Annotated in this window: 24 protein-coding genes; 5 read left to right on the top strand and 19 right to left on the bottom strand. The window is 72.5% G+C overall.

Translation table 11 applies throughout. From position 1 onward, the window contains the following. Positions 1 to 41: 41 nt before the first annotated feature. Positions 42 to 728 carry a ribulose-phosphate 3-epimerase gene (rpe, locus tag ACFWAR_RS16345; protein ID WP_385777519.1) on the bottom strand — a complete coding sequence of 229 codons (687 nt, stop codon included), beginning with the start codon at positions 726 to 728 and terminating at the stop codon, positions 42 to 44. Positions 729 to 791: 63 nt separating this feature from the next. On the opposite strand from rpe, the gene ACFWAR_RS16340 reads away from it, so the two are divergent. The 3 genes from ACFWAR_RS16340 (at position 792) to ACFWAR_RS16330 (ending at position 2,291) form a co-directional block, all read left to right on the top strand. Further along, positions 792 to 1,238, top strand: coding sequence for a hypothetical protein (locus tag ACFWAR_RS16340; RefSeq protein ID WP_385777517.1), 447 nt, complete (start codon positions 792 to 794; stop codon positions 1,236 to 1,238). A 247-nt stretch (positions 1,239 to 1,485) separates the two neighbouring features. After that, a complete protein-coding gene (locus ACFWAR_RS16335) occupies positions 1,486 to 1,959 on the top strand; it encodes a DUF6232 family protein (RefSeq protein WP_385777515.1) in 474 nt (157 codons plus the stop codon). Further along, the gene (locus ACFWAR_RS16330; protein WP_385777513.1) at positions 1,956 to 2,291 is read left to right on the top strand and encodes a hypothetical protein; all 336 of its coding nucleotides are present in this window, start codon (positions 1,956 to 1,958) and stop codon (positions 2,289 to 2,291) included. Before ACFWAR_RS16335 ends, ACFWAR_RS16330 begins: the two co-directional genes overlap by 4 nt. A 39-nt stretch (positions 2,292 to 2,330) precedes the next feature. Here the strand turns inward: ACFWAR_RS16330 and ACFWAR_RS16325 are convergent, their stop codons facing one another. Together ACFWAR_RS16325 and fmt are read right to left on the bottom strand one after the other, a co-directional pair. Further along, complete coding sequence (locus tag ACFWAR_RS16325; RefSeq protein WP_385777511.1) at positions 2,331 to 3,788, bottom strand: RsmB/NOP family class I SAM-dependent RNA methyltransferase; 1,458 nt, start codon at positions 3,786 to 3,788, stop codon at positions 2,331 to 2,333. 70 nt (positions 3,789 to 3,858) lie between these two features. Then, the gene (fmt, locus tag ACFWAR_RS16320) at positions 3,859 to 4,803 is read right to left on the bottom strand and encodes a methionyl-tRNA formyltransferase (protein WP_385777509.1); all 945 of its coding nucleotides are present in this window, start codon (positions 4,801 to 4,803) and stop codon (positions 3,859 to 3,861) included. Positions 4,804 to 5,075: 272 nt separating this feature from the next. Here fmt and ACFWAR_RS16315 point away from each other — a divergent pair, with 272 nt between their 5' ends. Then, positions 5,076 to 5,606 carry a hypothetical protein gene (locus tag ACFWAR_RS16315; protein WP_385777506.1) on the top strand — a complete coding sequence of 177 codons (531 nt, stop codon included), beginning with the start codon at positions 5,076 to 5,078 and terminating at the stop codon, positions 5,604 to 5,606. A 492-nt stretch (positions 5,607 to 6,098) separates the two neighbouring features. Here ACFWAR_RS16315 and ACFWAR_RS16310 read toward each other — a convergent pair whose 3' ends face one another. From ACFWAR_RS16310 to pyrR, 16 genes are all read right to left on the bottom strand, one after another. Further along, complete coding sequence (locus ACFWAR_RS16310; protein WP_385777504.1) at positions 6,099 to 8,228, bottom strand: primosomal protein N'; 2,130 nt, start codon at positions 8,226 to 8,228, stop codon at positions 6,099 to 6,101. Positions 8,229 to 8,343: 115 nt separating this feature from the next. Then, positions 8,344 to 9,552: a methionine adenosyltransferase gene (gene metK, locus ACFWAR_RS16305; protein WP_354381498.1), complete on the bottom strand. Its 1,209-nt coding sequence runs from the start codon at positions 9,550 to 9,552 to the stop codon at positions 8,344 to 8,346. A 196-nt stretch (positions 9,553 to 9,748) separates the two neighbouring features. Further along, positions 9,749 to 10,981 carry a bifunctional phosphopantothenoylcysteine decarboxylase/phosphopantothenate--cysteine ligase CoaBC gene (gene coaBC / locus ACFWAR_RS16300; RefSeq protein WP_385777501.1) on the bottom strand — a complete coding sequence of 411 codons (1,233 nt, stop codon included), beginning with the start codon at positions 10,979 to 10,981 and terminating at the stop codon, positions 9,749 to 9,751. Positions 10,982 to 11,097: 116 nt separating this feature from the next. Next, a complete protein-coding gene (gene rpoZ / locus ACFWAR_RS16295; protein WP_283451425.1) occupies positions 11,098 to 11,370 on the bottom strand; it encodes a DNA-directed RNA polymerase subunit omega in 273 nt (90 codons plus the stop codon). Positions 11,371 to 11,408: 38 nt separating this feature from the next. Continuing rightward, on the bottom strand, positions 11,409 to 11,972 hold the full coding sequence (gene gmk, locus ACFWAR_RS16290; RefSeq protein WP_385777498.1) for a guanylate kinase: 564 nt from the start codon (positions 11,970 to 11,972) through the stop codon (positions 11,409 to 11,411). 61 nt (positions 11,973 to 12,033) lie between these two features. Continuing rightward, positions 12,034 to 12,357: an integration host factor gene (locus tag ACFWAR_RS16285; RefSeq protein WP_330329439.1), complete on the bottom strand. Its 324-nt coding sequence runs from the start codon at positions 12,355 to 12,357 to the stop codon at positions 12,034 to 12,036. A gap of 244 nt (positions 12,358 to 12,601) precedes the next feature. Beyond that, a complete protein-coding gene (locus ACFWAR_RS16280; protein ID WP_385777495.1) occupies positions 12,602 to 13,537 on the bottom strand; it encodes a dihydroorotate dehydrogenase in 936 nt (311 codons plus the stop codon). Positions 13,538 to 13,554: 17 nt separating this feature from the next. Next, a complete protein-coding gene (locus ACFWAR_RS16275) occupies positions 13,555 to 14,427 on the bottom strand; it encodes a dihydroorotate dehydrogenase electron transfer subunit (protein WP_385777493.1) in 873 nt (290 codons plus the stop codon). A 439-nt stretch (positions 14,428 to 14,866) separates the two neighbouring features. Beyond that, a complete protein-coding gene (gene pyrF, locus ACFWAR_RS16270) occupies positions 14,867 to 15,700 on the bottom strand; it encodes an orotidine-5'-phosphate decarboxylase (RefSeq protein ID WP_385777678.1) in 834 nt (277 codons plus the stop codon). Positions 15,701 to 15,708: 8 nt separating this feature from the next. Further along, positions 15,709 to 16,842: a quinone-dependent dihydroorotate dehydrogenase gene (locus tag ACFWAR_RS16265; RefSeq protein ID WP_385777491.1), complete on the bottom strand. Its 1,134-nt coding sequence runs from the start codon at positions 16,840 to 16,842 to the stop codon at positions 15,709 to 15,711. 97 nt (positions 16,843 to 16,939) lie between these two features. After that, entirely contained in the window at positions 16,940 to 20,248 is a 3,309-nt protein-coding gene (gene carB / locus ACFWAR_RS16260) for a carbamoyl-phosphate synthase large subunit (RefSeq protein ID WP_385777488.1), read from the bottom strand. Then, entirely contained in the window at positions 20,241 to 21,389 is a 1,149-nt protein-coding gene (gene carA / locus ACFWAR_RS16255) for a glutamine-hydrolyzing carbamoyl-phosphate synthase small subunit (RefSeq protein ID WP_385777486.1), read from the bottom strand. The genes carB and carA overlap by 8 nt, the downstream gene beginning before the upstream one ends. Continuing rightward, positions 21,386 to 21,976: a hypothetical protein gene (locus tag ACFWAR_RS16250; RefSeq protein ID WP_385777482.1), complete on the bottom strand. Its 591-nt coding sequence runs from the start codon at positions 21,974 to 21,976 to the stop codon at positions 21,386 to 21,388. The genes carA and ACFWAR_RS16250 overlap by 4 nt, the downstream gene beginning before the upstream one ends. After that, on the bottom strand, positions 21,973 to 23,259 hold the full coding sequence (locus ACFWAR_RS16245; protein ID WP_385777480.1) for a dihydroorotase: 1,287 nt from the start codon (positions 23,257 to 23,259) through the stop codon (positions 21,973 to 21,975). Before ACFWAR_RS16245 ends, ACFWAR_RS16250 begins: the two co-directional genes overlap by 4 nt. A 2-nt stretch (positions 23,260 to 23,261) precedes the next feature. Then, positions 23,262 to 24,245, bottom strand: a complete 984-nt coding sequence (locus tag ACFWAR_RS16240) for an aspartate carbamoyltransferase catalytic subunit (RefSeq protein ID WP_385777477.1) — start codon at positions 24,243 to 24,245, stop codon at positions 23,262 to 23,264. A gap of 143 nt (positions 24,246 to 24,388) precedes the next feature. Beyond that, positions 24,389 to 24,973 (bottom strand): bifunctional pyr operon transcriptional regulator/uracil phosphoribosyltransferase PyrR, encoded by a 585-nt coding sequence (gene pyrR, locus ACFWAR_RS16235; protein WP_385777475.1) that lies wholly within the window; start codon positions 24,971 to 24,973, stop codon positions 24,389 to 24,391. 270 nt (positions 24,974 to 25,243) lie between these two features. On the opposite strand from pyrR, the gene bldD reads away from it, so the two are divergent. Continuing rightward, positions 25,244 to 25,744 (top strand): transcriptional regulator BldD, encoded by a 501-nt coding sequence (bldD, locus tag ACFWAR_RS16230; protein ID WP_283451446.1) that lies wholly within the window; start codon positions 25,244 to 25,246, stop codon positions 25,742 to 25,744. Positions 25,745 to 25,817 lie beyond the last annotated feature (73 nt).

Below are 25,817 nucleotides of genomic sequence, written 5' to 3'. Positions count from 1 at the left end.
TGGACAGCCAGCGTTCACCGAGCTGTTCACCAAGCCTCGGCTCAGTGGCCGCAAGCCCAGGGGGCCGCGGAGATCGCCAGGTCCGCCTGCTCGCGCAGGGTGCGGACCGCGGCGGCCGGGTCGACCGCTCCGTAGACCGCGCTGCCCGCCACGAAGACGTCGGCGCCGGCCTCGGCGCAGCGCTCGATGGTCGAGGCCGAGACACCGCCGTCCACCTGCAGCCACAGCTCCAGGCCGTGCTTGGCGATCAGCTCCCGGGTGCGGCGGATCTTGGGCAGCATGATGTCGAGGAACGGCTGTCCGCCGAAGCCCGGCTCGACCGTCATGATCAGCAGCATGTCCAGCTCGGGGAGCAGGTCCTCGTACGGCTCGATCGGCGTCGCGGGCTTGAGCGCCATGGAGGCGCGCGCGCCCTTCGCGCGGATCTCCCGGGCCAGCCGGACGGGCGCCGCGGCCGCCTCGGCGTGGAAGGTGACCGATCCCGCACCCGCCTCGACGTACTGCGGGGCCCAGCGGTCCGGGTCCTCGATCATGAGGTGCAGGTCCAGCGGGATGTCCGTGGCGCGGCTGAGGGACTCCACGATCGGGACGCCGAGGGTGAGGTTCGGGACGAAGTGGTTGTCCATGACGTCGACGTGCAGCCAGTCGGCGCCCTCGACGGCCTTCGCCTCTTCGGCGAGGCGGGAGAAGTCCGCGGACAGGATGCTGGGATTGATCTGAACGGCCATGCCCCCAAGCCTGCCATGCCCGCCGCCGCTTCCCGACCTTCCGGGGGTGGGTAAATTGATCACATGTACGAACGCGTGGGCGCCGAGGAGCAGGCACGTCGGGAGGCGCTCGCCCTGCGGGTGCGGGGCGAGCTGGCCGCGGCCGCCCTCCCCGTGCTCCCGCCCGGACTGGACCCCGTACTGGCCGGCGGCGCGGAGGTGGAGGCCGACCACGGAGCCGACCCGTCCGGCGGCGTCTACATCGGCTGGTCCGCCGGCCCGCGCATGCAGCTCAGCACGAGCCGTGCCTTCCGCCTGCGCCTGCTGGACGATCCCCTGCTGCGCCACTCCGGCGAGATCGCGGCCGCGATGATGCGCGCGATGGCCGCCATCCTCACCTCGGCCGGCTGGACCGTCGAGGAGGCGCGCGGCGAGTACCGCTCCCACCAGCTGCGGGTGATCTCCGGACCCGCCTCGGTCGCACCCCTGTGGGGCCTGCGGGACGACGAGGTGGCCATGCCCGGCTGGTAGCCGGCCGGCGCGCGCCACTTCCGGCCACCGTGGCGATTTGGCCGTTTCCCGACTGCCCCGCGGGCGACCGCGGGCGCTTAATGGTGCTCCGCGCTGCGCGGTCCGGAGCGAGCACCACGGGGGGAATCGGATGGACTCCACAGGAAACGTCGGGGCGCCACCGCCCCCTTCGTCCCCGCCACCCACCCCGCCCCCGTTCGTACCGCCCCGGGCCGGGTCGTCGTCCGACCGCGGGCACGGCAGGCTCGTGCTGTCGGTCAGCGGCCGCATGCTGTGGGTGGGCTCGGCGGCCGTCCCGCTGCGCAACATCACCCTCGTCGACGCCTTCAAGTACCGGCCCTCGCGATGGGCTTCCTTCGTCGACTCGCTCAAGTGGGTGGTCGGCCTCGCCGTGCTCTTCTTCGTGCTCGTCTACGTGGGCGGGGGCGAGCCGATCAACGACCGGAACAGCGACACCCTGGTCCCCCTGGCCGGTCTCGTGCTGCTCGTCCTCGTCCTGGCGGCCCTGTTCAAAATGGCCAAGCCCGTGCTGGCCGTCGAGACCGCCGGCGGCACGATCATCATGGTGACCCTGCCGACCGTGGACGAGCTGAGGCACGTGGCCGGACAGATCGTGTACGCGATCGACCACCCGGAAGCCGAGTTCAGTACGGTCGTCAACCACTTCGCGCCCGTCGTCAACATGAACGGCGGCAGGGGGAACACGGGGATCCGCACATGAGCGAGTCGTCGAACTACTACGGGCCCGTGGTCAACATGAACGACGGCCACGACAACATCGGCATCAACCACAACTACGCCGGCGCCCAGGACACCGAGCTGCGCGCCGCCGTCGAGGAGCTCACCCGCCTCCTCGGCGACCTGCGCCGGCACCTCACCCCGGAGCAGGACCGCACGGTCGGCCAGGCCCTGCCCGAGCTCGTCGCCGACCGCGGCGCCCTGCGCGAGCGCGGCCTCACCCTCGCCCGCCTCGCCCAGATCGCGGCCGCCGTGGGCGCGGTGGGCCAGCCCGCCGCGGAGGCGGTGGGACGGCTGCTGGCGCTGCTGGGCTGAGCAGCGGGGCCCGCGCCGTGCGGCGCGGGCCCCGCTCGGTCAGGCGGTGCGCCGCAGCAGCGCCAGGTACATCGCGTCCGTGCCGTGCAGGTGCGGCCACAGCTGGACGTCCGGGCCCTCGCCGAGGGCCGGGACGCCCTCCATGTAGGGCCGCGCGTCGATCAGTTCGGCCGAGACCGGCTCGTGGCCCGCGCCGCGGCCCTTGAGCACGTCCTCCACCACGACCCGCGTCTCCGCCAGGTGCGGCGAGCAGGTCGCGTAACCGACCACGCCGCCCACCCGCACCGCGGACAGCGCCTCGCGCAGCAGCGCGCGCTGGAGCGGGGCGAAGCCCTCCAGGTCCTCCGGGCGGCGCCGCCAGCGGGCCTCCGGGCGGCGGCGCAGGGCGCCGAGGCCCGTGCACGGCACGTCCATCAGGACCCGGTCGAAGGAGCCCGGCAGCCACGGCGGACGGGTGCCGTCGGCCGTGATCACCTGGTACGGGCCGGGATTGCCGGCCAGCGACTTCTCCACCAGCCGGGCCCGGTGCGGCTGCTTCTCGGAGGCCAGCAGGAAGGCGCCGCGCCGCGCGGCGAGCGCGGCGAGCAGCGCGGCCTTGCCGCCCGGTCCGGCGCAGCCGTCCAGCCAGCGGGCGTCACGGCCCTCGACGGGCACGTTCGCCAGCGCCATCGCCACCAGCTGGCTGCCCTCGTCCTGGACGCCCGCGCGCCCCTCGCGGACCGCCTCCAGCGCACCCGGCTCGCCGCCCTCGGCCATCCGGACGGCGTACGGCGACCAGCGGCCCGGCAGCGCCGAGTCCTCGCCCACCGCCTCCAGCAGCTCCTGCGGCGTGGACCGGCCGGGCCGGGCGACGAGGGTGACCTCGGGGCGCTCGTTGTCGGCCTCGAGGAGGTCCTCGATACCGGCCCGCCCGCCGCCCAGGGAGTCCCACAGCGCGGAGACGACCCAGCGCGGGTGCGAGTGGACGATCGCGAGGTGGTCCTCGGCGTCCACGTCGTACGGCGGGGCGACCTGCTCCAGCCAACCGTCCAGGTCCTTCGCGGCGATCTTGCGCAGGACGGCGTTGACGAACTTGGCCCGGCCGTCGCCCAGCACCACGCGGGCCAGCTCCACGCTCGCCGAGACGGCGGCGTGCGAGGGGATCCGGGTACCGAGCAGCTGGTGCGCGCCGAGCGCGAGCACGTCCAGCACCGGCGGGTCGACCTCGCGCAGCGGCCGGTCGGTGCAGGCGCCGATGATGGCGTCGTACGTGCCCTGGCGGCGCAGCGTCCCGTAGACCAGCTCGGTCGCGAGGGCGGCGTCCCGCGCGTCGAAGCTCTCGTCCTTGCGGGCCTTGCGCAGCAGCGGGGGCAGGACGAGGTTCGCGTACGCGGCCCGCTCGTCCACCGCCCGCAGCGCCTCGAAGGCGAGGATCCGGACGGGGTCCTTCTTGGGCCGGCGGTACGGGTTGGCCTGCTTGCCGCCGCCGGCGGCGGGACGGCGGGACTGGTCGCTCACGTGAAAGGTGCTCCGGAAGTACGAGAAGAAAGGGAGGTGAGGGTGGGACGGAGGCCGCAGGGCCTCCCGATCAGCCTACGTCGACCCCGCCCAAGCGCTCGCCGGGAGCGATCCGGACCCCGCGCGCCCAGTCGGCCGCCTTCATCGGCTTCTTGCCCTGCGGCTGCACCCAGAGCAGTTCCACGGCGTGCGAACCAGTACCGACGTAGAGGTTGTTCTTGGCCGGCGCGAGCTCGCCGGGCGTCAGGTCCGTGCGGTCGGTGACCAGGGCCATCGAGATCAGCTTGAGCCGCTCCCCGCGGAAGACGGTCCACGCGCCCGGCGCGGGCGTGCAGCCGCGCACCACCCGGTCGGCGCGCAGCGCCGGGGCGCTCCAGTCCACCCGGGCGTCCTCGACCGAGATCTTCGGCGCGAGCGAGATCCCGTCGAGGTGCTGGTCGACGGCGCGCAGGGTGCCGTCCTCGATGCCATCCATGGTGGCGGCCAGCAGACCGGCACCGGCGAAGGCCAGCCGGGTCAGCAGGTCGCCGCTGGTGTCGGTGGGGCGGATCTCCTCGGTGAGGATGCCGTAGACCGGGCCGGAGTCCAGCCCTTCCTCGATCTGGAAGGTGGACGCGCCGGTGACCTCGTCCCCGGCCATGATCGAGTGCTGGACGGGCGCCGCGCCGCGCCAGGCCGGCAGCAGCGAGAAGTGCAGGTTGACCCACCCGTGCCGGGGGATCTCGATGGCGCTCTTGGGGATCAGGGCGCCGTAGGCGACGACCGGACAGCAGTCCGGGTCGATCTCCCGGAGCCGGGCCTGGAACTCCTCGTCGCGCGGCCTGGCCGGCTTGAGCACCTCGATCCCGGCCTCCGCGGCGCGCTCGGCCACCGGGCTCGCGACCAGCCGCCGACCGCGGCCCGCGGGCGCGTCGGGTCGGGTGACGACGGCGGCGACCTCATGGCGCCCGGAGGCGAGCAGGGCGTCCAGGGCGGGTACGGCGACCTCGGGGGTGCCTGCGAAGACGAGCTTCACCGGTGTCTACCTCGCTATCTCGGCTGTCAGCAGCGCACCAGTCTATGGGGCGCCCGACCAACCCCCCACCGGTGGCCACCCGTCCCCCGGCGCCACCCACACGGGGGGCGTACGCACACGCGCGCGCCTCTCGCATATGCCGACACGCCCCCACAGCGTGACCAACGCGCCACATGACGCGTTGGTCAAGAGAGATTGACCCGAAGCGGGCCGCGTGTGAACGGTGTGTGCGGCCCGATCCGCTCCTCAGCACCGGTACGAGAGGCTTCTTCATGGCCGACCACGCCAGCCACGACGCCCAAGCGCGGGCCAGCCTGCACCTCCTGGTGCGGGACATCGAGCGGGTCCGCCGGCAGGTGGACGCGCTGCGTACGCTCACCGCCCAGCTGGGCAACGTGTACCGCCCGCGCCGCTCCGGCCCCTCCACGGGCTTCGTCGTCTACGGGCGCGCGCCCGCCCCCACCGTCCGCCTGGCCCAGGAACTGCGGGACAGCGTCGAGACGCTGGTCACCGCCGCGGTGGACTTCGACCGCTCGCTCGGCTTCTCGTGGGACGCGGTCGGCTCCGCCCTCGGGGTCACCAAGCAGGCCGTGCACCGGCGGTACGGGGCCCGGCGCGCGCAGGCCTCCGAGGCGGCCGAGCCGCTGGCCGAGGGATCGACCACGCGGACCCTGGGCATCCCGCCGATGTCCCCGCTGCCGACGATCCCGGCCGCCCGATCGGTACCGCCCCAGCCCCAGCGCGAGGATTCCCCGGCGGCCTCCCTGCGCCCCCCGGCCTTCCCCGGCCCCCGCAACGGCTGACACCCCCCACCAAGCCCTCAACCGCCGGCCCTTGCCCCGCCCACCCCCCAGGCGGCCATCTCCACCCCCGCCCGCGCCCAGGCGCCACATCCAGCCCGCCAGCGCTGGCGGCGCCTGACACCGAGGGCCGCCGAAACCAGCCCCGCCGGCGCTTGAGGCGCCCCACACCCAAGGCCGCCACATCCAGCCCGGCGGCGCTGGCGGCGCCTGACACCGAGGCCGCCACACCCAGCCCCGCCGGCGCTTGAGGCACCCCACACCCGAGGCCGCCACATCCAGCGGCGCCTGACACCGCGGGCCGCCGAATCCAGCCCCGCCGGCGTTTGAGGCGCCCCCGGAGGGCCCACCGAGCCGCAGGCGCACACCCCGCGGCGGGCACCCGGGCGGCCCCGGCACAGCCACACCGCACACCCGGAGGGGCACCCACCAGGCCGGGCCGGGCGAGGGGGCACAGGACCACCCCCCTCACCCCCGGCCGGCCGCCAGGCCCCGTCACCCGATGTCCGGCGGATCGATCCGCACCCGAATCGCATCCGCCACCGACACCCCCCGCGCCGTCCGAGCCGCCTGCGCCCCCTTGAGCGCCGCGGCCAGGGCGGCCCCACTACCCGGCGGCACCCGCACCAGCGCCCGCTCACCGGGCGACGGCTCCCCCCGCCGCCCGTGCACCGGCACCGGCCCCAGCACCTCCGCATCGGCCGGCAACCCCGCGTCCGCCAAGAACGCGTCCAGCACCTCCCGCCGCCCCGCCACCGCGGCCATCCGGGAGACCGGCGGAAAGCCCAGCTGCGCCCGCTCGGCCAGCTCCCGCACCGCGTGCCCCACCGGGTCCCACCGCACGAGCGCCTGCACCGGCCGCAGCGTCGGCTCGGCGACCACGACCACCTGCCCGTCCCCCCGGACCAGCGAGGCGGCCGCGATCCAGCGCCGCAGCGCCTCCTCCCCGGCCCGCAGGTCGGGCCGCGACAGCATGGCCCAGCCGTCCAGCAGCAGCCCCGCCGCGTACCCGGCCCCCTCGGCCACCGGCTCCGCACCCGGCGTGCACACGATCAGCGCGGGCCGGTCGGGCACCGAGTCCAGCACGTGGTCCCGCCCGGAGGTCCGCACCGGGACCGCGGGGAACGCCCGGCCCAGCTCCTCCGCGGTCCGCCGGGCGCCGACCACCTGGGCCCGCAGCCGGACGGCCCCGCACTCCTCGCAGTGCCAGGAGGACTCCCCGCGCCCGCACCACCCGCAGTGCAGCTCCCGCTCGTCGGGCGCCTCCAGCGGCCCCGCGCACGCCCGGCAGCGGGCGGGGGTCCGGCACCGCTCGCACGCGAGCCGGGGCACGTACCCGCGCCGCGGGACCTGGACGAGCACCGGTCCGCTCCTGAGTCCCTCCCGCACGGTCTCCCACGCCAGGCTCGGCAGTCGGGCGGCCCGCGCCGCCTCGTCCCGGGCCAGCAGTTCGTCGCCCACGGTCCGGATCCGGGGCGCGCACTCCCGTACCCGCTCCCGGTCGGCGGCCAGCGGCCGGGCCCAGCCGGACTCGACCAGCTGGGCGGCCTCCACGGTGCAGCTGGTGCTGCCGACGAGGAAGCCGCAGCCGTCGGTGACCGCGCGGAGTTCGAGCACCTCCCGCACGTGCGGGAAGGGGGCGTGGTCGTCGGCGTGGCTGGAGTCGCCGTCGTCCCAGACCGCCACCAGGCCGAGGTCCCGGACGGGCGCGAACATCGCGGCCCGGGTGCCGATCACGGCCTTCACCGAGCCCCGGTGGACGGCGAGCCACTGCCGGTAGCGCTTCTCGGGGCCGGATTCGGCGGTCAGCAGGGCGTGGCGCCCCGCCCCCAGCAGTGCGGTCAGGGCCGCGTCCACCCGCGCCGCGGTGCGCCCGTCGGGCAGGACGGCCAGCGCGCCGCGGCCGGAGGCGAGGGTGGCGGCCATGGCCCGGGCCAGTTCGTCGGCCCAGCCGGGTCCGGGCAGCGCGGTCCACACCGCGCGCGGGTCGGCGCCGCCCGCCAGGGCCCGCAGGAAGCCGGGGCCCGCCGGGTAGCGCTCCCAGCCGCCGGGCTCGGGCGCGGGCGGCGCGGGCAGCGGCTCGGGCGAGGGCTTGGCCTCGGCGCGCGCGTTGCGGGGCGGGAGGGCGAGCTGGAGGACGTCGGCCAGGCTGCCCGCGTACCGGTCGGCGACGGCCCGCGCGAGGGCGAGCATGCGCGGGCCGAGGACCGCCTCGGGCGAGACCACCTGGGCGAGGGCCGCGAGCGGGCCGTTGTAGTCGGTGTCGGCGCGCCGCTCGACGACGAAGCCGTCGATCAGGCCGCCGCCCTCGCGGCGGCCGCCGTGCACCTGGTGGGAACCGGCGCCGAAGCGGACCCGGACCCGCACCCCGGGCTGCGCGGCCGCCGAGAGGTCCTCGGGGACGGCGTAGTCCCAGAGCTGGTCGAGGTGGAGCACGCCCTTGTTCACGAGGATCCGCGCGACGGGCAGGTCATGCGCCAGCGAGGCACCGCGCCAGGTGCGCGGCTTGGCCTTGGGCGCCTTGGCCTTCGCCTCGGCGACCATCTCCCGCATCAGCGCGAGCTGCTCCGGCGCTCCACCGGTGTCCGGTTCGTTCTGGCTGCTCACACCGGAATTCTCACCCATGCCACCGACAGCGCGGGCCACGACGGCGCGCGGACCGGGAACGGGACGCGGCCGCGACGGCGTACGGCCCCGGACCGTGGGGTCCGGGGCCGTACGCGGTGGAGCGGGTGGGGACTTACAGACCGGCGGCGGCGCGCAGGGCGTCGACGCGGTCGGTGCGCTCCCAGGTGAAGTCCGGCAGCTCACGGCCGAAGTGGCCGTAGGCGGCGGTCTGCGCGTAGATCGGGCGCAGCAGGTCGAGGTCGCGGATGATCGCGGCCGGGCGCAGGTCGAAGACCTGGGCGATGGCGTCCTCGATCTTCTGCACCTCGACCTTGGCGGTGCCGAAGGTCTCGACGAAGAGGCCGACGGGCTCGGCCTTGCCGATCGCGTAGGCGACCTGGACCTCGCAGCGCGAGGCCAGACCGGCGGCGACGACGTTCTTCGCGACCCAGCGCATCGCGTAGGCGGCGCTGCGGTCGACCTTGGACGGGTCCTTGCCGGAGAAGGCGCCGCCACCGTGACGGGCCATGCCGCCGTAGGTGTCGATGATGATCTTGCGGCCGGTGAGGCCGGCGTCGCCCATCGGGCCGCCGATCTCGAAGCGCCCGGTCGGGTTGACCAGCAGGCGGTAGCCCTCGGTGTCCAGCTTGATGCCGTCCTCGACGAGCTGCTTGAGGACGTACTCGACGACGAACTCGCGGATGTCGGGCGCGAGCAGCGAGTCGAGGTCGATGTCCGAGGCGTGCTGCGAGGACACGACGACGGTGTCGAGGCGGACGGCCTTGTCGCCGTCGTACTCGATGGTGACCTGGGTCTTGCCGTCGGGACGCAGGTACGGGATGGTCCCGTTCTTGCGGACCTCGGACAGGCGCCGCGAGAGCTTGTGCGCGATGTGGATCGGCAGCGGCATCAGCTCGGGGGTCTCGTCGCAGGCGTAGCCGAACATCAGGCCCTGGTCGCCCGCGCCCTGCTTGTCCAGCTCGTCCTCGTCGCCCTCGACCCGGCTCTCGTACGCGGTGTCGACGCCCTGCGCGATGTCCGGGGACTGCGCGCCGATGGACACCGAGACGCCGCAGGAGGCGCCGTCGAAGCCCTTCTTCGAGGAGTCGTAGCCGATCTCGAGGATCTTCTCGCGGACGAGCTGGGCGATCGGCGCGTAGGCCTTCGTCGTCACCTCGCCCGCGATGTGCACGAGGCCGGTGGTGATCAGGGTCTCCACCGCGACGCGCGAGGTGGGGTCTTCCCTGAGCAGGGCGTCGAGGATGGTGTCGCTGATCTGGTCAGCGATCTTGTCGGGGTGGCCCTCGGTAACGGATTCCGAGGTGAAGAGGCGGCGGGACACATCGCTCCCTGGGGTTGCAGCGGCTGCTGGCTGAATCAATTGGCGGAACACTACCGGGAGCTGCGCCTGGCCGTGTTCCTGGTGCAGTTTATCGGTCGCCACCGTTTGCCGGACCACCCGTCTCGCCCTGTGGGAGGCGCGTGACCTGCGGCACTCCATCTTGGCCCATCGGGTGGCCGGAGAAAAGGTCCGTTTTTCAGGCGCGTCGGAGGACGGCCGGGGGCGCGAGCCGGGGCGTCACCTGGTCCCAGATGGCATCGGCCAGGAATTCCTTCGGACCATGGGCCACAGCAAGCTCAGACCCATCAGAGCCAAGGATCACAGCCTCGTTCTCCTCGGAACCGAAGGTCTTCGCCTCGCCGACCTCGTTGACGACGAGGAGGTCGCAGCCCTTGCGGAGCAGCTTCGCGCGCCCGTTCGCGAGGACGTCGTCGGTCTCCGCGGCGAACCCGACGACGACCTGACCTGGCACGGAACGCGCGGAAGATAGTTCCGCGAGTACGTCAGGATTGCGCACAAGGGCGACCGGCGCGGGCTCCTGACCGTCCTGCTTCTTGATCTTCCCCTCGGCGTAGGAGGCGGGCCGGAAATCGGCCACCGCGGCGGCCATCACCACGGCGTCGGCGTCGGCGGCCGCCTCGAGGACGGCCTCCCGCAGCTGCAGCGCGGTCCCCACCCGTACGACGTCCACCCCGGCCGGATCGGCCAGCGCGGCGTTGGCGGCGACGAGGGTCACCCGGGCCCCGCGCGCGACGGCCGTCCGGGCGAGGGCGTAGCCCTGCTTGCCGGAGGAGCGGTTGCCGAGGAAACGGACCGGGTCCAGCGGTTCGCGCGTGCCGCCCGCACTGATCACCACGTGTCGGCCGGCCAGATCGGGCCCGTCGGCGCGGCCCCGGCCGCGCAGGACGTGCCGACACACCTCGAAGATCTCCTCGGGGTCGGGCAGCCGCCCCTTGCCGGTGTCCTTGCCGGTGAGCCGACCGACGGCGGGCTCGATCACCACGGCGCCCCGGCGGCGCAGCGTGGCCACGTTCTCCTGGGTGGCGGGGTGCTCCCACATCTCGGTGTGCATGGCGGGCGCGAAGACCACCGGACAGCGGGCGGTGAGCAAGGTGTTGGTGAGGAGGTCGTCGGCGAGGCCGTGGGCGGCCTTGGCCAGCATGTCGGCGGTGGCGGGGGCGACCACGACGAGGTCGGCGCCCTGGCCGATCCGTACGTGGGGCACCTCGTGCACGCTCTCCCAGACCCGGGTGGAGGCGGGGTTCCCGGAGAGGGCGGCCCAGGTGGCTTCGCCCACGAAGTTCAGCGAGGCCTCGGTCGGCACCACGCGGACGTCGTGCCCCGACTCGGTCAGTCGGCGCAGCAACTCGCACGTCTTGTAGGCGGCGATCCCGCCGCTGACCCCGAGAACCACCTTCGGCTTGTCCACTGCGCGCTCCTTCAACTGACGCTGCCTGACGCACGTCGCATCCCACACATGACACACCACAGGCCCGGCAGTCGGTCTACCGGGCCTGTGGTGGCAAAAATGATGTCGCGTGCCGCTTAGGTGGCCGGGGCCTCGATGGCCTCGGAGGTCAGCAGACCCGCGTTGATCTCGCGCAGCGCGATCGAAAGGGGCTTCTCGTGGACGTGGGTGTCCACCAGGGGGCCGACGTACTCCAGCAGGCCCTCACCGAGCTGCGAGTAGTACGCGTTGATCTGACGGGCACGCTTGGCCGCGTAGATCACGAGGCTGTACTTCGAGTCGGTGGCCTCGAGCAGCTCGTCGATCGGCGGGTTGATGATGCCCTCGGGCGCAGACATGGAAGAGGACACGCTCTACCTTCCGAAGATGGGTAATGATCGAACTACGATCAAACAACTGCCACCAAGGCTAGCAGCTCGCGCGCCACGTCCTCGACGGAGGTATTGACAAGCGTGGTGTCGAACTCGGACTCCGCCGCGAGTTCGATCTTCGCCGCGGCCAGTCGGCGCTCGATGACCTCGGCCGATTCGGTGCCGCGGCCGGTGAGGCGGCGGACCAGCTCCTCCCAGCTGGGCGGAGCGAGGAAGACCAGCTGGGCCTCGGCCATCGACTCGCGGACGAGTCGGGCGCCCTGCAGGTCGATCTCCAACAGGACCGGCTCGCCGTTGTCCAGGCGCTCCAGCACCGCGCCGCGCGGTGTGCCGTAGCGGTTGCCCGCGAACTCGGCCCACTCCAGCAGCTCGCCGTTGGCGATCAGCTTGTCGAACTCGTCGTCGGTGACGAAGAAGTAGTGGACTCCGTGACGCTCACCGGGCCGCGGCTTGCGGGTGGTGGCCGAGACCGAGAGCCATACCTCGGGGTGGACCTTGCGCATATGCGCGACGACCGTGCTCTTGCCGACCCCTGAGGGGCCGGAGAGCACGGTCAGCCGCGGACGTACCTCTGCTGCCATAGAGCGATTATCCAGGCTCTCAGGACTGCCTGAGAACACCGGGAGAACTTCGGGCGACGCGTCAGGCGCCGCTACCGCCGAACTCGCGCTCCAGGGAAGCGATCTGGTTGGAACCGAGACCTCGGACACGCCGGGACTCGGAAATGCCGAGGCGCTCCATGAGCTGCTTGGCGCGGACCTTGCCCACGCCCGGCAGAGACTCCAGGAGAGCGGACACCTTCATCTTGCCGATGACATCGTTCTCCTGTCCCTGCTTGATGACTTCGTGCAGGGATGCACCGGAGTGCTTGAGTCGATTCTTCACCTCGGCCCGCTCCCGGCGAGCCGCGGCGGCCTTTTCGAGCGCGGCTGCGCGCTGTTCAGGGGTAAGGGGCGGAAGAGCCACGCCTACGTCACCTCGGATGTCGAACTGTCGGATACGGACCGGTGGGGAACACAAGGCACCTCACCAGGCGAGCCCCACGAACAACGGTCCAGCAGGTCCGCCGTTCGTTCACTCTGGTCGGAGACTAGCGGCCAAGGCCGCTCTAGTCAGCGAGAACGGACGAAAAGTCCTGGTCAGCCTCCACTGAACCGTACATCACGGACAAAGCACCCCGGTTTTGTCCGGTGGAGGCCGTACGAATTAGTCATGTGGTCCGATGAGCCAGCCCCACGGCGGACCTGAACGACCCGATCCCGCGGGCCGCGAGGGCCGTGCGCAGCTCCCCGATGATCCGCAGCGGTGCGGAGGGGTCGTTGAACAGGGCGGTGCCGACCGCGACCCCCGAAGCACCCGCCAGGACGAACTCCAGGGCGTCGCGGCCGTCGGTGATCCCGCCCATGCCGAGGATCGGCACCTCGCGCACCCGACCGGCCCGCATGGCCGCGTACACCTGGAAGACGCAGCGGACCGCCACGGGCCGGATCGCCGGGCCGGACAGGCCGCCGGTGGCCGCGGCCAGGGCGGGGCGCATCGTGTCGACGTCGACGGCCATGCCGAGCACGGTGTTGATCATCGAGAGCCCGTCCGCACCGGCGTCGACGCACGCGGCGGCGACGTCCGTGATCCGCGTCACGTCGGGGGTGAGCTTGGCGTACACCGACAGCGCCGGGTCGGCCGCGGCCCGGACCGCCGCGACCACCTCGTGGGAGGCCCGCGGGTCGCAGCCGAAGACCAGGCCGCGGCTCGCGACGTTGGGGCAGGAGATGTTCACCTCGATCCCGACCACCCCGGGCCGCCCGGTCAGGCGCGCGGCGACCTCGGCGAACTCCTGCGCGTGCTCCCCCGCGATCGATACGACCACCCGCGCGCCGCGCTCGGCGAGCCAGGGCAGTTCGTCCTCGACGAAGCGGTCGATGCCGCAGCCCTGGAGGCCGATGGAATTCAGCATCCCGCTGGGGGTCTCGGCCATGCGGGGCGTGGGGCGGCCGGAGCGGACCTGGGGCATCACGGTCTTGGTGGTGAGCGTGCCCAGCTCGCCGAGGGGGACGAAGCGGTGCAGCTCACGGCCGTACCCGGCGCATCCCGAGGCGGTGGTGACCGGGTTGGGCAGGGTGCGGTGGGCACCCAGCGGTGCCGACATGTCGACATCCTCGGGCCTCATCGGGCGCTCACCCCGAGCGGCCGCGCGGTCATGGCCGCGGCGCCTTCGAGGTCGGGCGGGAGCGTGCCCGCCCGGTCCCAGCGGACCGTGGTCCCGTCGAAGACCGGGCCGTCGGTGCAGGAGCGCAGGAAGCGGGTGACGCCGTCGGCGCCGGTGACCGGCAGGACGCAGGACATGCAGATGCCGATCCCGCAGGCCATGGCCTCCTCGACGGCGGTGTGGCTGCGGGCCCCGGCGGCGACGGCGACCTCGGTGACGGCGCGCAGCATGCCCATGGGGCCGCAGGAGTGCACCTCGGTGGCGCCGATCCCGGCGATCGCCTCCGCCAGCGGGTCGGTGACCCGGCCGCGACGACCGGCCGAGCCGTCGTCGGTGACGACGTACACGTGCTCGCCGAGGTTACGGGCCCGCTCCACGCCGAACAGTCGGTCCGCGGTGGCCGCGCCGAGCACGAAGGAGACCCGGCCGCCGCGGCCGATGATCGTCTCGGCCAGGGAGAACAGCGGGGCGCTGCCGTAGCCTCCGGCGACCAGGACGGCGCTGACCGGGCCCGCGGGGAGCGGGAAGGGCGTGCCGAGGGGGGCGATGAGGTCCACCGTGTCCCCGGGGCGGTGCCGGGCGAGGGCGCGGGTGCCCTTGCCGCGCTCGGCGAAGACGAACTCGACGGTGCCGGTGGCCGGGTCGGCGCGGTGCACGGAGAAGGCCCGTCGCAGCAGCATGGCGCCGTCGCGGCCGCCGATGGCGAGGGCGCCGAAGTGGCCGGGGCGTACGTCGGCCGCGGCGGCGGCGGGGGCGTGGAGGGTCAGCCGGTGGTAGGCGCCGACGGGCTCGATCCGCCGGACGGTGGCGACGGTCTGGACAGGTGGCACGCGGCGGCGCTCCGTTCGCAAGGGGGACGACTCACTCCCCCCGCCCCTCCATGATCGCCGCCCACCCCCTCCAACCCCCCGGCCCAAAGCCCCGACCCCACCCTCCAATGGACCCGTCTCCCCACCGGGGCGCCCCAATCACCGACGAGGCCGAAGCGGCCGCCCCGACCGCGGCTGATCCACCCTCCGGGGGCGCCTCAAACGCGGCGAGGCTGAAATGGCCGGGCCCGACCAAGCCCTCCGGCACGGCTGAGACGGCCGGGCCAATTCCAGCCCCGCCGGCGATTGAGGCGCCGCCGGAGGCACCCCGGCCACCACCGGACCGGCACCCACCCCAAGCCGACCGCAGCCCGTACGCCCTCCTGGGGCGCCTCAAACGCCGGCGAGGCTGGGGTGGCCGGGCCACATCAGGCACCGCCGGCGGGGCTGGAAGGGCTCGTCAGGCGGTCGCGGCCGTGCGGATCTCTTCGGCGAAGGTGAGGGCGGAGGCCCGCAGGGCCGCCGCGTCGGGACCGTGCCGCAGCACCCCGCGCGAAACGTTCGGCACGACGTTGCGCACCGCCGCCCCGAAGACCCCCGGCAGATCGGCCGCGGTGGCCCCCTGCGCCCCGATCCCCGGCGCCAGCAGCGGCCCGTTGATGTCCAGGTCGAAGGAGGACAGGTCGCCGAGCGTGGCCCCCACCACCGCACCGAAGGAGCCCATCGGCTCCGCGCCCGCATTCTCCGCGGCCAGGTGCGCCAGCATCGTCGCCCCGATCGTCCGACCGTCCTCGCGCACCGCCCGCTGGACCTCCGCCCCCTCCGGGTTGGAGGTCAGGGCCAGCACGAAGAGCCCCGCACCGGACGCCCGCGCCAGCTCCACGGCCGGCCGCAGCGAGCCGTAGCCGAGGTACGGGGAGACGGTCAGCGCGTCGGAGAAGAGCGGCGAGGCCGGGTCGAGGAAGGTCTGCGCGTACGCGGCCATCGTCGAGCCGATGTCCCCGCGCTTGGCGTCCATGACCACCAGCGTGCCGGCGGCCCGCGCGTCCGCGACGGTCCGCTCCAGCACCGCGATGCCCTTGGAGCCGAAGCGCTCGAAGAAGGCGGCCTGCGGCTTGAAGACGGCCACCTGGTCGGCCAGCGCCTCGACGACGGTCCGCGAGAACCGCTCCAGGCCCGCGATGTCGTCGTTCAGGCCCCAGGAGGCCAGCAGCTCCGCGTGCGGGTCGATGCCGACGCACAGCGGGCCGCGGGAGTCCATCGCCTCGCGCAGGCGGGTGCCGAAGGGGGTCACGGTCACGGTCACTTGGCGGCCTTTCGGGTTTCGGCTCGGTTCTCGGCTCGGGTCTCGGCGCCGACGGCCTCGGCGAGGGTCGCGTACGGGCTGTTGGCCAGCCGCGCGGCGAGGCCCTTGTGGATGGCGCGGGCGTAGAACGGGCCCTCGTAGATGAAGGCGCTGTAGCCCTGGACCAGGGTGGCGCCGGCCAGGATCCGCTGCCAGGCGTCCTCGGCGTTCTCGATGCCCCCGACGCCCACCAGGACGATCCGGTCGCCCACGCGGGCGTACAGGCGGCGCAGGACCTCCAGGGAGCGCGCCTTCACCGGGGCGCCGGACAGCCCGCCGGTCTCCTTGACCAGCTCGGGCGCCGACTTCAGGCCGAGGCCCTCGCGGGCGATCGTGGTGTTCGTCGCGATGATGCCGTCCAGGCCCAGCTCCAGGGCCAGGTCGGCGACCGCGTCGACGTCCTCGTCGGCGAGGTCGGGGGCGATCTTGACGAGCAGCGGGACCCGGCGGTCGGTCACCGTGCGGTCGGCGGCCTCGCGCACGGCGCTCAGCAGCGGCCGCAGCGACTCCGTCGCCTGCAGGTTGCGCAGGCCCGGGGTGTTCGGCGAGGAGACGTTGACGACGAGGTAGTCGGCGTGCCGGGCGAGCCGCTCGGTGGAGGCGACGTAGTCCGCGACGGCCTCCTCCTCGGGCACGACCTTCGTCTTGCCGATGTTGACGCCGACGACGGTCCTGAAGACCGGGCGGCGGGTCGCGAGGCGTTCGGCGACGGCGGCCGAGCCCTCGTTGTTGAAGCCCATGCGGTTGATCAGCGCGCGGTCGGCGACCAGCCGGAACAGCCGCTTCTTGGGGTTGCCGGGCTGCGGTTCGGCGGTGACCGTGCCGATCTCGATGTGGTCGAAGCCGAGCATCGACATGCCGTCGATGGCCACGGCGTTCTTGTCGAAACCGGCGGCGAGGCCGAAGGGGCCGTGCATCCGCAGGCCGAGGGCCTCGGTGCGCAGCTCCGTGAAGCGGGGGGCGAGGGCGGCCGCGGCGAAGGTGCGCAGGACCGGGGTGCGGGCGGCGAGGCGGATCCACCGGAAGGCCATGTAGTGGGCCTGCTCGGGGTCCATCCGCTTGAAGACCAGGTTGAAGAAGAGTTTGTACACGGGGTGAGGATCCTTCTGCGCTCATGAAGAGGGGGACACCCGGCGCGCGTGCGGCGCGTCCGGTGTCCCCCTCCCCTGTCCGGGCGTGTAGGTGCTGCTAGTCGCGGGCCGCGGTCAGGTGCTCCGCGTGCTCCTGGAGCGAGCGGACGCCCACCTCGCCGTGGCCCAGCGCCTCGATGCCCTGGACGGCGGCGGCGAGCGCCTGGACCGTGGTCAGGCACGGGACGCTGCGCGCCACGGCGGCCGTGCGGATCTCGTAGCCGTCGAGGCGGCCGCCGGTGCCGTACGGGGTGTTGACGATCAGGTCGACGTCGCCGTCGTGGATGAGCTGGACGATCGTCTTCTCGCCGTTCGGGCCCTCGCCCTCGCTGAGCTTGCGCACCACGGTGGCGTTGATGCCGTTGCGGCGCAGCACCTCGGCGGTGCCGGAGGTGGCCAGCAGCTCGAAGCCGTGGGCGACCAGCTCGCGGGCCGGGAAGATCATCGAGCGCTTGTCGCGGTTGGCGACGGAGATGAAGGCGCGGCCCTTGGTGGGCAGCGGGCCGTAGGCACCGGCCTGCGACTTGGCGTACGCCGTGCCGAAGACGGAGTCGATGCCCATGACCTCACCGGTCGAGCGCATCTCCGGGCCCAGGACCGTGTCGACGCCGCGACCGTGGATGTCGCGGAAGCGCGACCACGGCATGACGGCTTCCTTCACCGAGATCGGCGCGTCGAGCGGCAGGGTGCCGCCGTCGCCGGTCTTCGGCAGCAGGCCCTCGGCGCGCAGCTCGGCGATGGTGGTGCCGAGGGAGATGCGCGCGGCGGCCTTGGCCAGCGGCACCGCGGTCGCCTTCGAAGTGAAGGGGACGGTGCGCGAGGCGCGCGGGTTGGCCTCCAGGACGTAGAGGATGTCACCCGCCATCGCGAACTGGATGTTGATCAGACCGCGTACGCCGACGCCCTTGGCGATGGCCTCGGTGGAGGCGCGCAGCCGCTTGATGTCGTAGCCGCCGAGGGTGATCGGGGGCAGGGCGCAGGCGGAGTCGCCGGAGTGGATCCCGGCTTCCTCGATGTGCTCCATGACGCCGCCGAGGTAGAGCTCGGTGCCGTCGTAGAGGGCGTCGACGTCGATCTCGATGGCGTCGTCCAGGAAGCGGTCGACCAGGACCGGCCGGGTGGGGCTGATCTCGGTGGACTCGGCGATGTACGACTCCAGGCGGGTCTCGTCGTAGACGATCTCCATGCCGCGGCCGCCGAGCACGTACGAGGGGCGTACGAGGACGGGGTAGCCGATCTCGTCGGCGATGGCCTTGGCGCCCTTGAAGGTGGTCGCGGTGCCGTGCTTGGGGGCGGGCAGCCCGGCCTCGGCCAGGACCTGGCCGAAGGCGCCGCGGTCCTCGGCGGCGTGGATCGCCTCGGGCGAGGTGCCGACGACGGGGACGCCGTTGTCCTTGAGCGCCTGGGCGAGGCCGAGGGGGGTCTGGCCGCCGAGCTGGACGATGACGCCGGCGATCGGGCCCGCGAGGGACTCGGCGTGCACGATCTCCAGCACGTCCTCGAGCGTCAGCGGCTCGAAGTACAGGCGGTCGGAGGTGTCGTAGTCCGTCGAGACGGTCTCGGGGTTGCAGTTGACCATCACGGTCTCGTAGCCGGCGTCGCTGAGCGCGAAGGAGGCGTGGACGCAGGAGTAGTCGAACTCGATGCCCTGGCCGATGCGGTTCGGGCCGGAGCCCAGGATGATCACCGCGGGCTTCTCGCGGGGGGCGACCTCGGACTCCTCGTCGTAGGACGAGTAGAAGTACGGGGTCTTCGCGGCGAACTCGGCGGCGCAGGTGTCGACCGTCTTGTAGACCGGGCGCACGCCGAGCGCGTGCCGGACCTCGCGGACGACGTCCTCGCGCAGGCCGCGGATCTCGGCGATCTGGGCGTCGGAGAAGCCGTGCCGCTTGGCCTCGGCGAGCAGCTCGGGGTGGAGCTTCTCGGCGGCGGCCAGCTCGTCGGCGATCTCCTTGATGAGGAACATCTGGTCGACGAACCAGGGGTCGATCTTCGTGAACTCGAAGACCTCCTCCTGGGTGGCGCCGGCGCGGATGGCCTGCATGACGGTGTTGATGCGGCCGTCGGTCGGGCGGACCGCGGTGCGCAGCAGCTCGTCCTTGTCGCCGGGCTCGCCCACGAAGGTGAACTGCGAGCCCTTCTTCTCCAGGGAGCGCAGGGCCTTCTGGAGGGCCTCGGTGAAGTTGCGGCCGATCGCCATGGCCTCGCCCACCGACTTCATGGTGGTGGTGAGGGTGGAGTCGGCGTGCGGGAACTTCTCGAAGGCGAAGCGCGGGGCCTTGACGACGACGTAGTCGAGGGACGGCTCGAAGGAGGCCGGGGTCTTCTCGGTGATGTCGTTGGGGACCTCGTCGAGCGTGTAGCCGATGGCCAGCTTGGCCGCGATCTTGGCGATCGGGAAGCCGGTGGCCTTCGACGCGAGCGCCGAGGAGCGCGAGACGCGCGGGTTCATCTCGATGACGATGACCCGGCCGTCGGTGGGGTCGATCGCGAACTGGATGTTGCAGCCACCGGTGTCGACGCCGACCTCGCGGATGATCGCGATGCCGATGTCGCGCAGCCGCTGGTACTCGCGGTCGGTCAGCGTCATCGCCGGGGCGACGGTGATCGAGTCACCGGTGTGGACGCCCATCGGGTCGAAGTTCTCGATGGAGCAGACGACGACGACGTTGTCCTTGGTGTCGCGCATCAGCTCCAGCTCGTACTCCTTCCAGCCGAGGATGGACTCCTCCAGGAGCACCTCGGTGGTCGGGGAGAGCATCAGGCCCTGGCCGGCGATGCGGCGCAGCTCGTCCTCGTCGTGGGCGAAGCCGGAGCCGGCGCCGCCCATGGTGAAGGAGGGGCGCACGACGACGGGGTAGCCGCCGAGGGTGTCGACGCCCGCGATGACGTCGTCCATCGTGTGGCAGATGACCGAGCGGGCGGACTCGCCGTAGCCGATCTTGGCCTTGACGGCTTCGACGACGCCCTTGAAGAGGTCGCGGTCCTCGCCCTTGTTGATGGCCTCGACGTTGGCGCCGATCAGCTCGACGCCGTACTTCTCCAGCACTCCCTGCTCGTGCATGGAGATGGCGGTGTTGAGCGCGGTCTGGCCGCCGAGGGTCGGCAGGAGCGCGTCGGGGCGCTCCTTGGCGATGATCTTCTCGACGAACTCGGGGGTGATCGGCTCGACGTAGGTGGCGTCGGCGATCTCCGGGTCGGTCATGATCGTCGCCGGGTTGGAGTTCACCAGGATGACGCGCAGACCCTCGGCCTTGAGGATGCGGCAGGCCTGGGTGCCGGAGTAGTCGAACTCGGCTGCCTGGCCGATGACGATCGGGCCGGAGCCGATGACCAGGACGGACTGGATATCGGTGCGCTTAGGCACGCTCGGCCTCCATCAGGGATACGAAACGGTCGAAGAGGTAGGCGGCGTCGTGCGGGCCGGCTGCCGCCTCGGGGTGGTACTGGACGCTGAAGGCCGGCTGGTCGAGCAGTTGGAGGCCCTCGACGACCTGGTCGTTCAGGCAGACGTGGGAGACCTCGGCGCGGCCGTAGGCCGTGTCCGAGACCTTGTCGAGGGGCGCGTCGACGGCGAAGCCGTGGTTGTGCGCGGTGATCTCGACCTTGCCGGTGGTGCGGTCCTGGACGGGCTGGTTGATGCCGCGGTGGCCGTACTTCAGCTTGTAGGTGCCGAAGCCGAGCGCGCGGCCCAGGATCTGGTTGCCGAAGCAGATGCCGAAGAGCGGGGTCCTGCGCGCGAGGACGCCCTGCATGACGGCGACGGGGCCGTCGGCGGTGGCCGGGTCGCCCGGGCCGTTGGAGAAGAAGACGCCGTCGGGGTTGACGGCGTAGACGTCCTCGACCGTGGCGGTGGCGGGCAGCACGTGCACCTCGATGCCGCGCTCGGCCATCCGGTGCGGGGTCATGCCCTTGATGCCGAGGTCCACGGCGGCGACGGTGAACTTCTTCTCGCCGATCGCGGGGACGACGTAGGTCTCCTTGGTGGCGACCTCGGCGGAGAGGTTCGCGCCCTTCATCTGCGGGGCTTCGAGGACGCGGGCCAGCAGGGCCGCGTCGTCGGCGCCGGCGAGGGCCTCGCCCGAGAAGATGCCGACGCGCATGGCGCCGCGCTCGCGCAGGTGGCGGGTGAGCGCGCGGGTGTCGATGCCGCAGATGCCGACGACGCCCTGCTTGACCAGCTCCTCGTCCAGCGAGCGCTGCGAGCGCCAGTTGGAGGGGACGCGGGCGGGGTCGCGCACGACGTATCCGGCGACCCAGATGCGGGCGGACTCGGGGTCCTCGTCGTTGACGCCGGTGTTGCCCACGTGCGGGGCGGTCATCACGACGACCTGGCGGTGGTACGACGGGTCGGTCAGCGTCTCCTGGTAGCCGGTCATGCCGGTGGAGAACACGGCTTCGCCGAAGGTCTCCCCCACGGCCCCGTAGGCGCGCCCGCGGAAGATGCGGCCGTCCTCCAGGACGAGTACGGCGGGAGCTTTGGCTGCTCCCCTGGTGGAGGTCGTCATCGTTCGGCGCCTTCCGTCGGGATGGATGAGTTCTGGTTCACAAGTGTGGTGATGGCTTCGACCCAGGCGGCGTGTTCGGCCGCCCGGTCGGAGCGGAATCCGGAGTCGATCAGCTTGTCGCCGTGCGCCCAGGTGACGACGAGCAGACCGCCCTCGGTCAGTACCTTGCCCGCGATTCCCTTGTCGAGGCGGGCGCCGCGCAGTCGCGCGGCCGGTACGAAGAAGTCGGTGGCACCCGGACGGACCACGTCGAGGCCCGTGTCGGTGAGCGTGAGCTCGACCCGGCTGCGGACCCCGAGGCCGTGGGCGACGATCCGGTCGAGCCACTGCCCGGCGGTCGTGGAGCCGTGGTACCGGCCGGTCAGGGCCAGCCGGTGCGCGGGGAGGCCGCTCGGTGCCGTGGGCAGCGCCGGCAGATCGTTCTGCAGAGCGCCGCGCCACTTCCAGCCCTGCCGCATCAGCCAGTACACGAACGCGATGAAGACGAGCAGACCGAGGACCCACGCGAGGCGCGCGTCCCAGTCCGTCACCTCCGCCGACTGTCGTTCGGCGGCCTCGGCGGCCAGTTGGATCACTGCAGGTGTCACGCCAGTTTCCCGTCCACGACCGTTGCCCGGCCCCGCAGGAAGGTGTGAGTGACGCGTCCCGGAAGCTCACGGCCCTGGTAAGGCGTGTTGCGGCTGCGGGAAGCGAAGTGTGCGGGGTCCACGACACCACGGTACGAGGTATCGACCAAGGTCAGGTTGGCGGGTTCACCTGCCGAGACGGGACGGCCGTGGTTCTGGAGGCTGCCGATCCGCGCCGGGGCGAAGGACATCCGCTCGGCGACGCCCGCCCAGTCGAGCAGTCCGGTCTCGACCATCGTCTGCTGGACGACGGAGAGCGCGGTCTCCAGGCCCACCATGCCCATGGCGGCGGCGGCCCACTCGCAGTCCTTGTCCTCGTGCGGGTGCGGGGCGTGGTCGGTGGCGACGATGTCGATCGTGCCGTCGGCGAGCGCCTCGCGCAGGGCCAGCACGTCGCGCTCGGTGCGCAGCGGCGGGTTGACCTTGTAGACGGGGTTGTACGAGCGGACCAGCTCGTCGGTGAGGAGCAGGTGGTGCGGGGTGACCTCGGCGGTCACGTCGATGCCGCGGGACTTGGCCCAGCGGACGATCTCGACGGAGCCGGCGGTCGAGAGGTGGCAGATGTGCACCCGGGAACCGACGTGCTCGGCGAGGAGCACGTCACGGGCGATGATCGACTCCTCGGCGACGGCGGGCCAGCCGCCGAGGCCCAGCTCGGCGGAGACGATGCCCTCGTTCATCTGGGCGCCCTCGGTGAGGCGGGGCTCCTGGGCGTGCTGGGCGACGACGCCGCCGAAGGCCTTCACGTACTCCAGCGCGCGCCGCATGATCACCGCGTCGTCGACGCACTTGCCGTCGTCGGAGAAGACGGTGACGCGGGCGGCGGACTCGTGCATGGCGCCCAGCTCGGAGAGCTGCTTGCCCTCCAGGCCCACGGTGACGGCGCCGATGGGCTGCACGTCGCAGTAGCCGGATTCCTTGCCCAGGCGCCAGACCTGCTCGACGACGCCGGCGGTGTCGGCGACCGGGAAGGTGTTGGCCATCGCGAAGACGGCGGTGTAGCCGCCGGAGGCGGCGGCGCGGGTGCCGGTCAGGACGGTCTCGGAGTCCTCGCGGCCGGGCTCGCGCAGGTGGGTGTGCAGGTCGACGAGGCCGGGGAGCAGGACCTGGCCACCGGCGTCGATCACGGTCGCGTCGCCGGCCTCGATGGAGTCGGCGACCTCGGCGATCGTCTCGCCGTCGATCAGGACGTCCTGCACGTCGCCGCCGAGCACCTTCGCGCCACGAATAAGGATCTTGCTCATCTTTACTTGCTCTCCGATTCGAGGGGGCGGGGGTGGCTGACGGCGGACTCGTTGCCGCCCAGCAGCAGGTACAGGACCGCCATGCGGATGGACACGCCGTTGGCGACCTGCTCGACGACCGTGCAGCGGTCGGAGTCGGCGACCTCGGCGGTGATCTCCATGCCCCGGACCATCGGGCCGGGGTGCATCACGATGCCGTGCGCGGGCATCTTCGCCATGCGCTCGCCGTCCAGGCCGTAGCGCCGCGAGTACTCGCGCTCGGTCGGGAAGAAGGCGGCGTTCATCCGCTCTCGCTGCACACGCAGCATCATGACCGCGTCGGACTTCGGCAGCACCTCGTCGAGGTCGTACGAGACCTCGCAGGGCCAGGTTTCGACGCCGATCGGGACCAGGGTGGGCGGGGCCACCAGGGTGACGTGGGCGCCCAGGGTGTGCAGCAGGTCGACGTTGGAGCGGGCGACCCGGCTGTGCAGGACGTCGCCGACCAGGGTGATCCGCTTGCCGGAGAGGTCCTGGCCGAGCGCGTCGGGGCCGACCAGGCGGCGGCGCATGGTGAAGGCGTCCAGCAGGGCCTGGGTCGGGTGCTGGTGGGTGCCGTCGCCCGCGTTGATGACGGGTACGTCGATCCAGCCCGAGGTGGCGAGCCGGTACGGGGCCCCGGAGGCGCTGTGCCGGATGACCACGGCGTCGATGCCCATGGCGGCCAGGGTCTGGGCGGTGTCCTTGAGGGACTCGCCCTTGGAGACGCTGGACCCCTTGGCCACGAAGTTGATCACATCGGCGGAGAGGCGCTTCTCGGCGGCCTCGAAGGAGATCCGGGTGCGGGTCGAGTCCTCGAAGAAGAGGTTGCAGATGGTCAGGCCGCGCAGGGTGGGCAGCTTCTTTATCGGCCGGTCGGCGACCCGGGCCATCTCCTCGGCGGTGTCGAGGATGAGGACGGCGTCGTCGCGCGAGAGATCGGCGGCCGAGATGAGGTGACGCTTCATCTGGGTGCTCCGTGAGTCCGTGGGTCTGGGCTGGGGAGGGCGGGAAGGCAGGCGGTCGTGCGGGCGGGCGCCGGTCGGGCGGACGTCCGCGCGGGCAGGCGTCGGCGCGGGCACCCGTGAACGGGGGCCCTCACGCGTTCGGGCTACTGCCCGCCTGCCGGGGCGGTCCGCTGGCCGAGCAGCACGGCGTCGCGGCCGTCCTCCTCCTGGAGCTGGACCATGACGGTCTCCCGCAGCGAAGTGGGGAGGTTCTTGCCGACGTAGTCGGCGCGGATCGGCAGCTCGCGGTGGCCCCGGTCGACGAGGACGGCGAGCTGGACGGCGCGCGGGCGGCCGATGTCGCCGAGGGCGTCGAGGGCCGCGCGGATGGTGCGTCCGGAGAAGAGCACGTCGTCGACGAGGACCACGAGCCTGCCGTCGATGCCGTCACCGGGGATCTCGGTGCGGCCGATCGCCCGGGCGGGCTTCATCCGCAGGTCGTCGCGGTACATGGTGATGTCGAGGGAGCCGACCGGGACCTTGGTGCCGGTGATCTCTTCGAGCTTGGCGGCGAGCCGGCGGGCGAGGAAGACGCCGCGGGTCGGAATGCCGAGGAGCACCACGTCGTCGGCGCCCTTGGCGCGTTCGACGATCTCGTGGGCGATACGGGTCAGCACCCGCGCGATGTCCTGCGCCTCGAGAACGGGGCGGGCACCGTCGGCGGTGTGCCGGTCATGCTGAGCGTCCATGAAAAGGACCTCCTTCTCCGCCTCACGGGACGGACCTTAAAGGACGTCTGGCCGGCTGCCGCAGGCAACCGGGTCGTACGTCTTCCACGGTACCAGGGCCGTCCGGGGCCGCCCGACCCGGGTCGCGGGGGTCCCCTCGAAGGAGGCGGGGGAGACCATTCGGCTTGACGCATCCAAGTAACGCTGCGTAACCTCACAGTGAGTTACCAGCCGCGCGGCGCAGCCGCACGTTGTCCATATCATCACAGCGTCACAGCGTCCGGGAGCGTTATGTCCAGCGAATACGCCAAGCAGCTCGGGGCCAAGCTCCGTGCCATCCGCACCCAGCAGGGCCTTTCCCTCCACGGTGTCGAGGAGAAGTCCCAGGGCCGATGGAAGGCCGTGGTGGTCGGGTCGTACGAGCGCGGGGACCGCGCCGTGACCGTCCAGCGCCTCGCCGAGCTGGCGGACTTCTACGGGGTGCCGGTGCAGGAGCTCCTGCCGGGCACCACTCCGGGCGGAGCGGCCGAGCCGCCGCCGAAGCTCCGTCTGGACCTGGAGCGCCTCGCCCACGTGCCCGCCGAGAAGGCCGGCCCGCTCCAGCGCTACGCGGCCACGATCCAGAGCCAGCGCGGCGACTACAACGGCAAGGTGCTCTCGATCCGCCAGGACGACCTGCGCACCCTCGCGGTCATCTACGACCAGTCCCCCTCGGTCCTGACCGAGCAGCTCATCAGCTGGGGCGTGCTGGACGCGGACGCCCGCCGCGCGGTGACCCACGAGGAGATCTGAGCGTTCTGACCCCTGGGCCCAGGCCCAGCAGAAACGTTACCGGCGGGGGCCGGGAAGCCATGTGCTTCCCGGC

This window comes from Streptomyces sp. NPDC059917 (assembly GCF_042730635.1).
Lineage (GTDB): Bacteria > Actinomycetota > Actinomycetes > Streptomycetales > Streptomycetaceae > Streptomyces.
The sequence above is the reverse complement of the archived record's forward strand: the minus strand, read 5'-3'. Positions and strand labels throughout refer to the sequence as shown.

Bases quoted from the DNA above. Each gene is read 5' to 3' on its own strand.
- pyrR (WP_385777475.1), bottom strand. From the start codon at position 24,973: ATGGACGCTCAGCATGACCGGCACACCGCCGACGGTGCCCGCCCCGTT.
- ACFWAR_RS16310 (WP_385777504.1), bottom strand. From the start codon at position 8,228: ATGGGTGAGAATTCCGGTGTGAGCAGCCAGAACGAACCGGACACCGGT.
- rpe (WP_385777519.1), bottom strand. From the start codon at position 728: ATGGCCGTTCAGATCAATCCCAGCATCCTGTCCGCGGACTTCTCCCGC.
- ACFWAR_RS16315 (WP_385777506.1), top strand. From the start codon at position 5,076: ATGGCCGACCACGCCAGCCACGACGCCCAAGCGCGGGCCAGCCTGCAC.
- ACFWAR_RS16245 (WP_385777480.1), bottom strand. From the start codon at position 23,259: ATGAGCAAGATCCTTATTCGTGGCGCGAAGGTGCTCGGCGGCGACGTG.
- ACFWAR_RS16280 (WP_385777495.1), bottom strand. From the start codon at position 13,537: ATGTCGGCACCGCTGGGTGCCCACCGCACCCTGCCCAACCCGGTCACC.
- ACFWAR_RS16340 (WP_385777517.1), top strand. From the start codon at position 792: ATGTACGAACGCGTGGGCGCCGAGGAGCAGGCACGTCGGGAGGCGCTC.
- carA (WP_385777486.1), bottom strand. From the start codon at position 21,389: ATGACGACCTCCACCAGGGGAGCAGCCAAAGCTCCCGCCGTACTCGTC.
- ACFWAR_RS16330 (WP_385777513.1), top strand. From the start codon at position 1,956: ATGAGCGAGTCGTCGAACTACTACGGGCCCGTGGTCAACATGAACGAC.
- gmk (WP_385777498.1), bottom strand. From the start codon at position 11,972: ATGGCAGCAGAGGTACGTCCGCGGCTGACCGTGCTCTCCGGCCCCTCA.
- bldD (WP_283451446.1), top strand. From the start codon at position 25,244: ATGTCCAGCGAATACGCCAAGCAGCTCGGGGCCAAGCTCCGTGCCATC.
- ACFWAR_RS16240 (WP_385777477.1), bottom strand. From the start codon at position 24,245: ATGAAGCGTCACCTCATCTCGGCCGCCGATCTCTCGCGCGACGACGCC.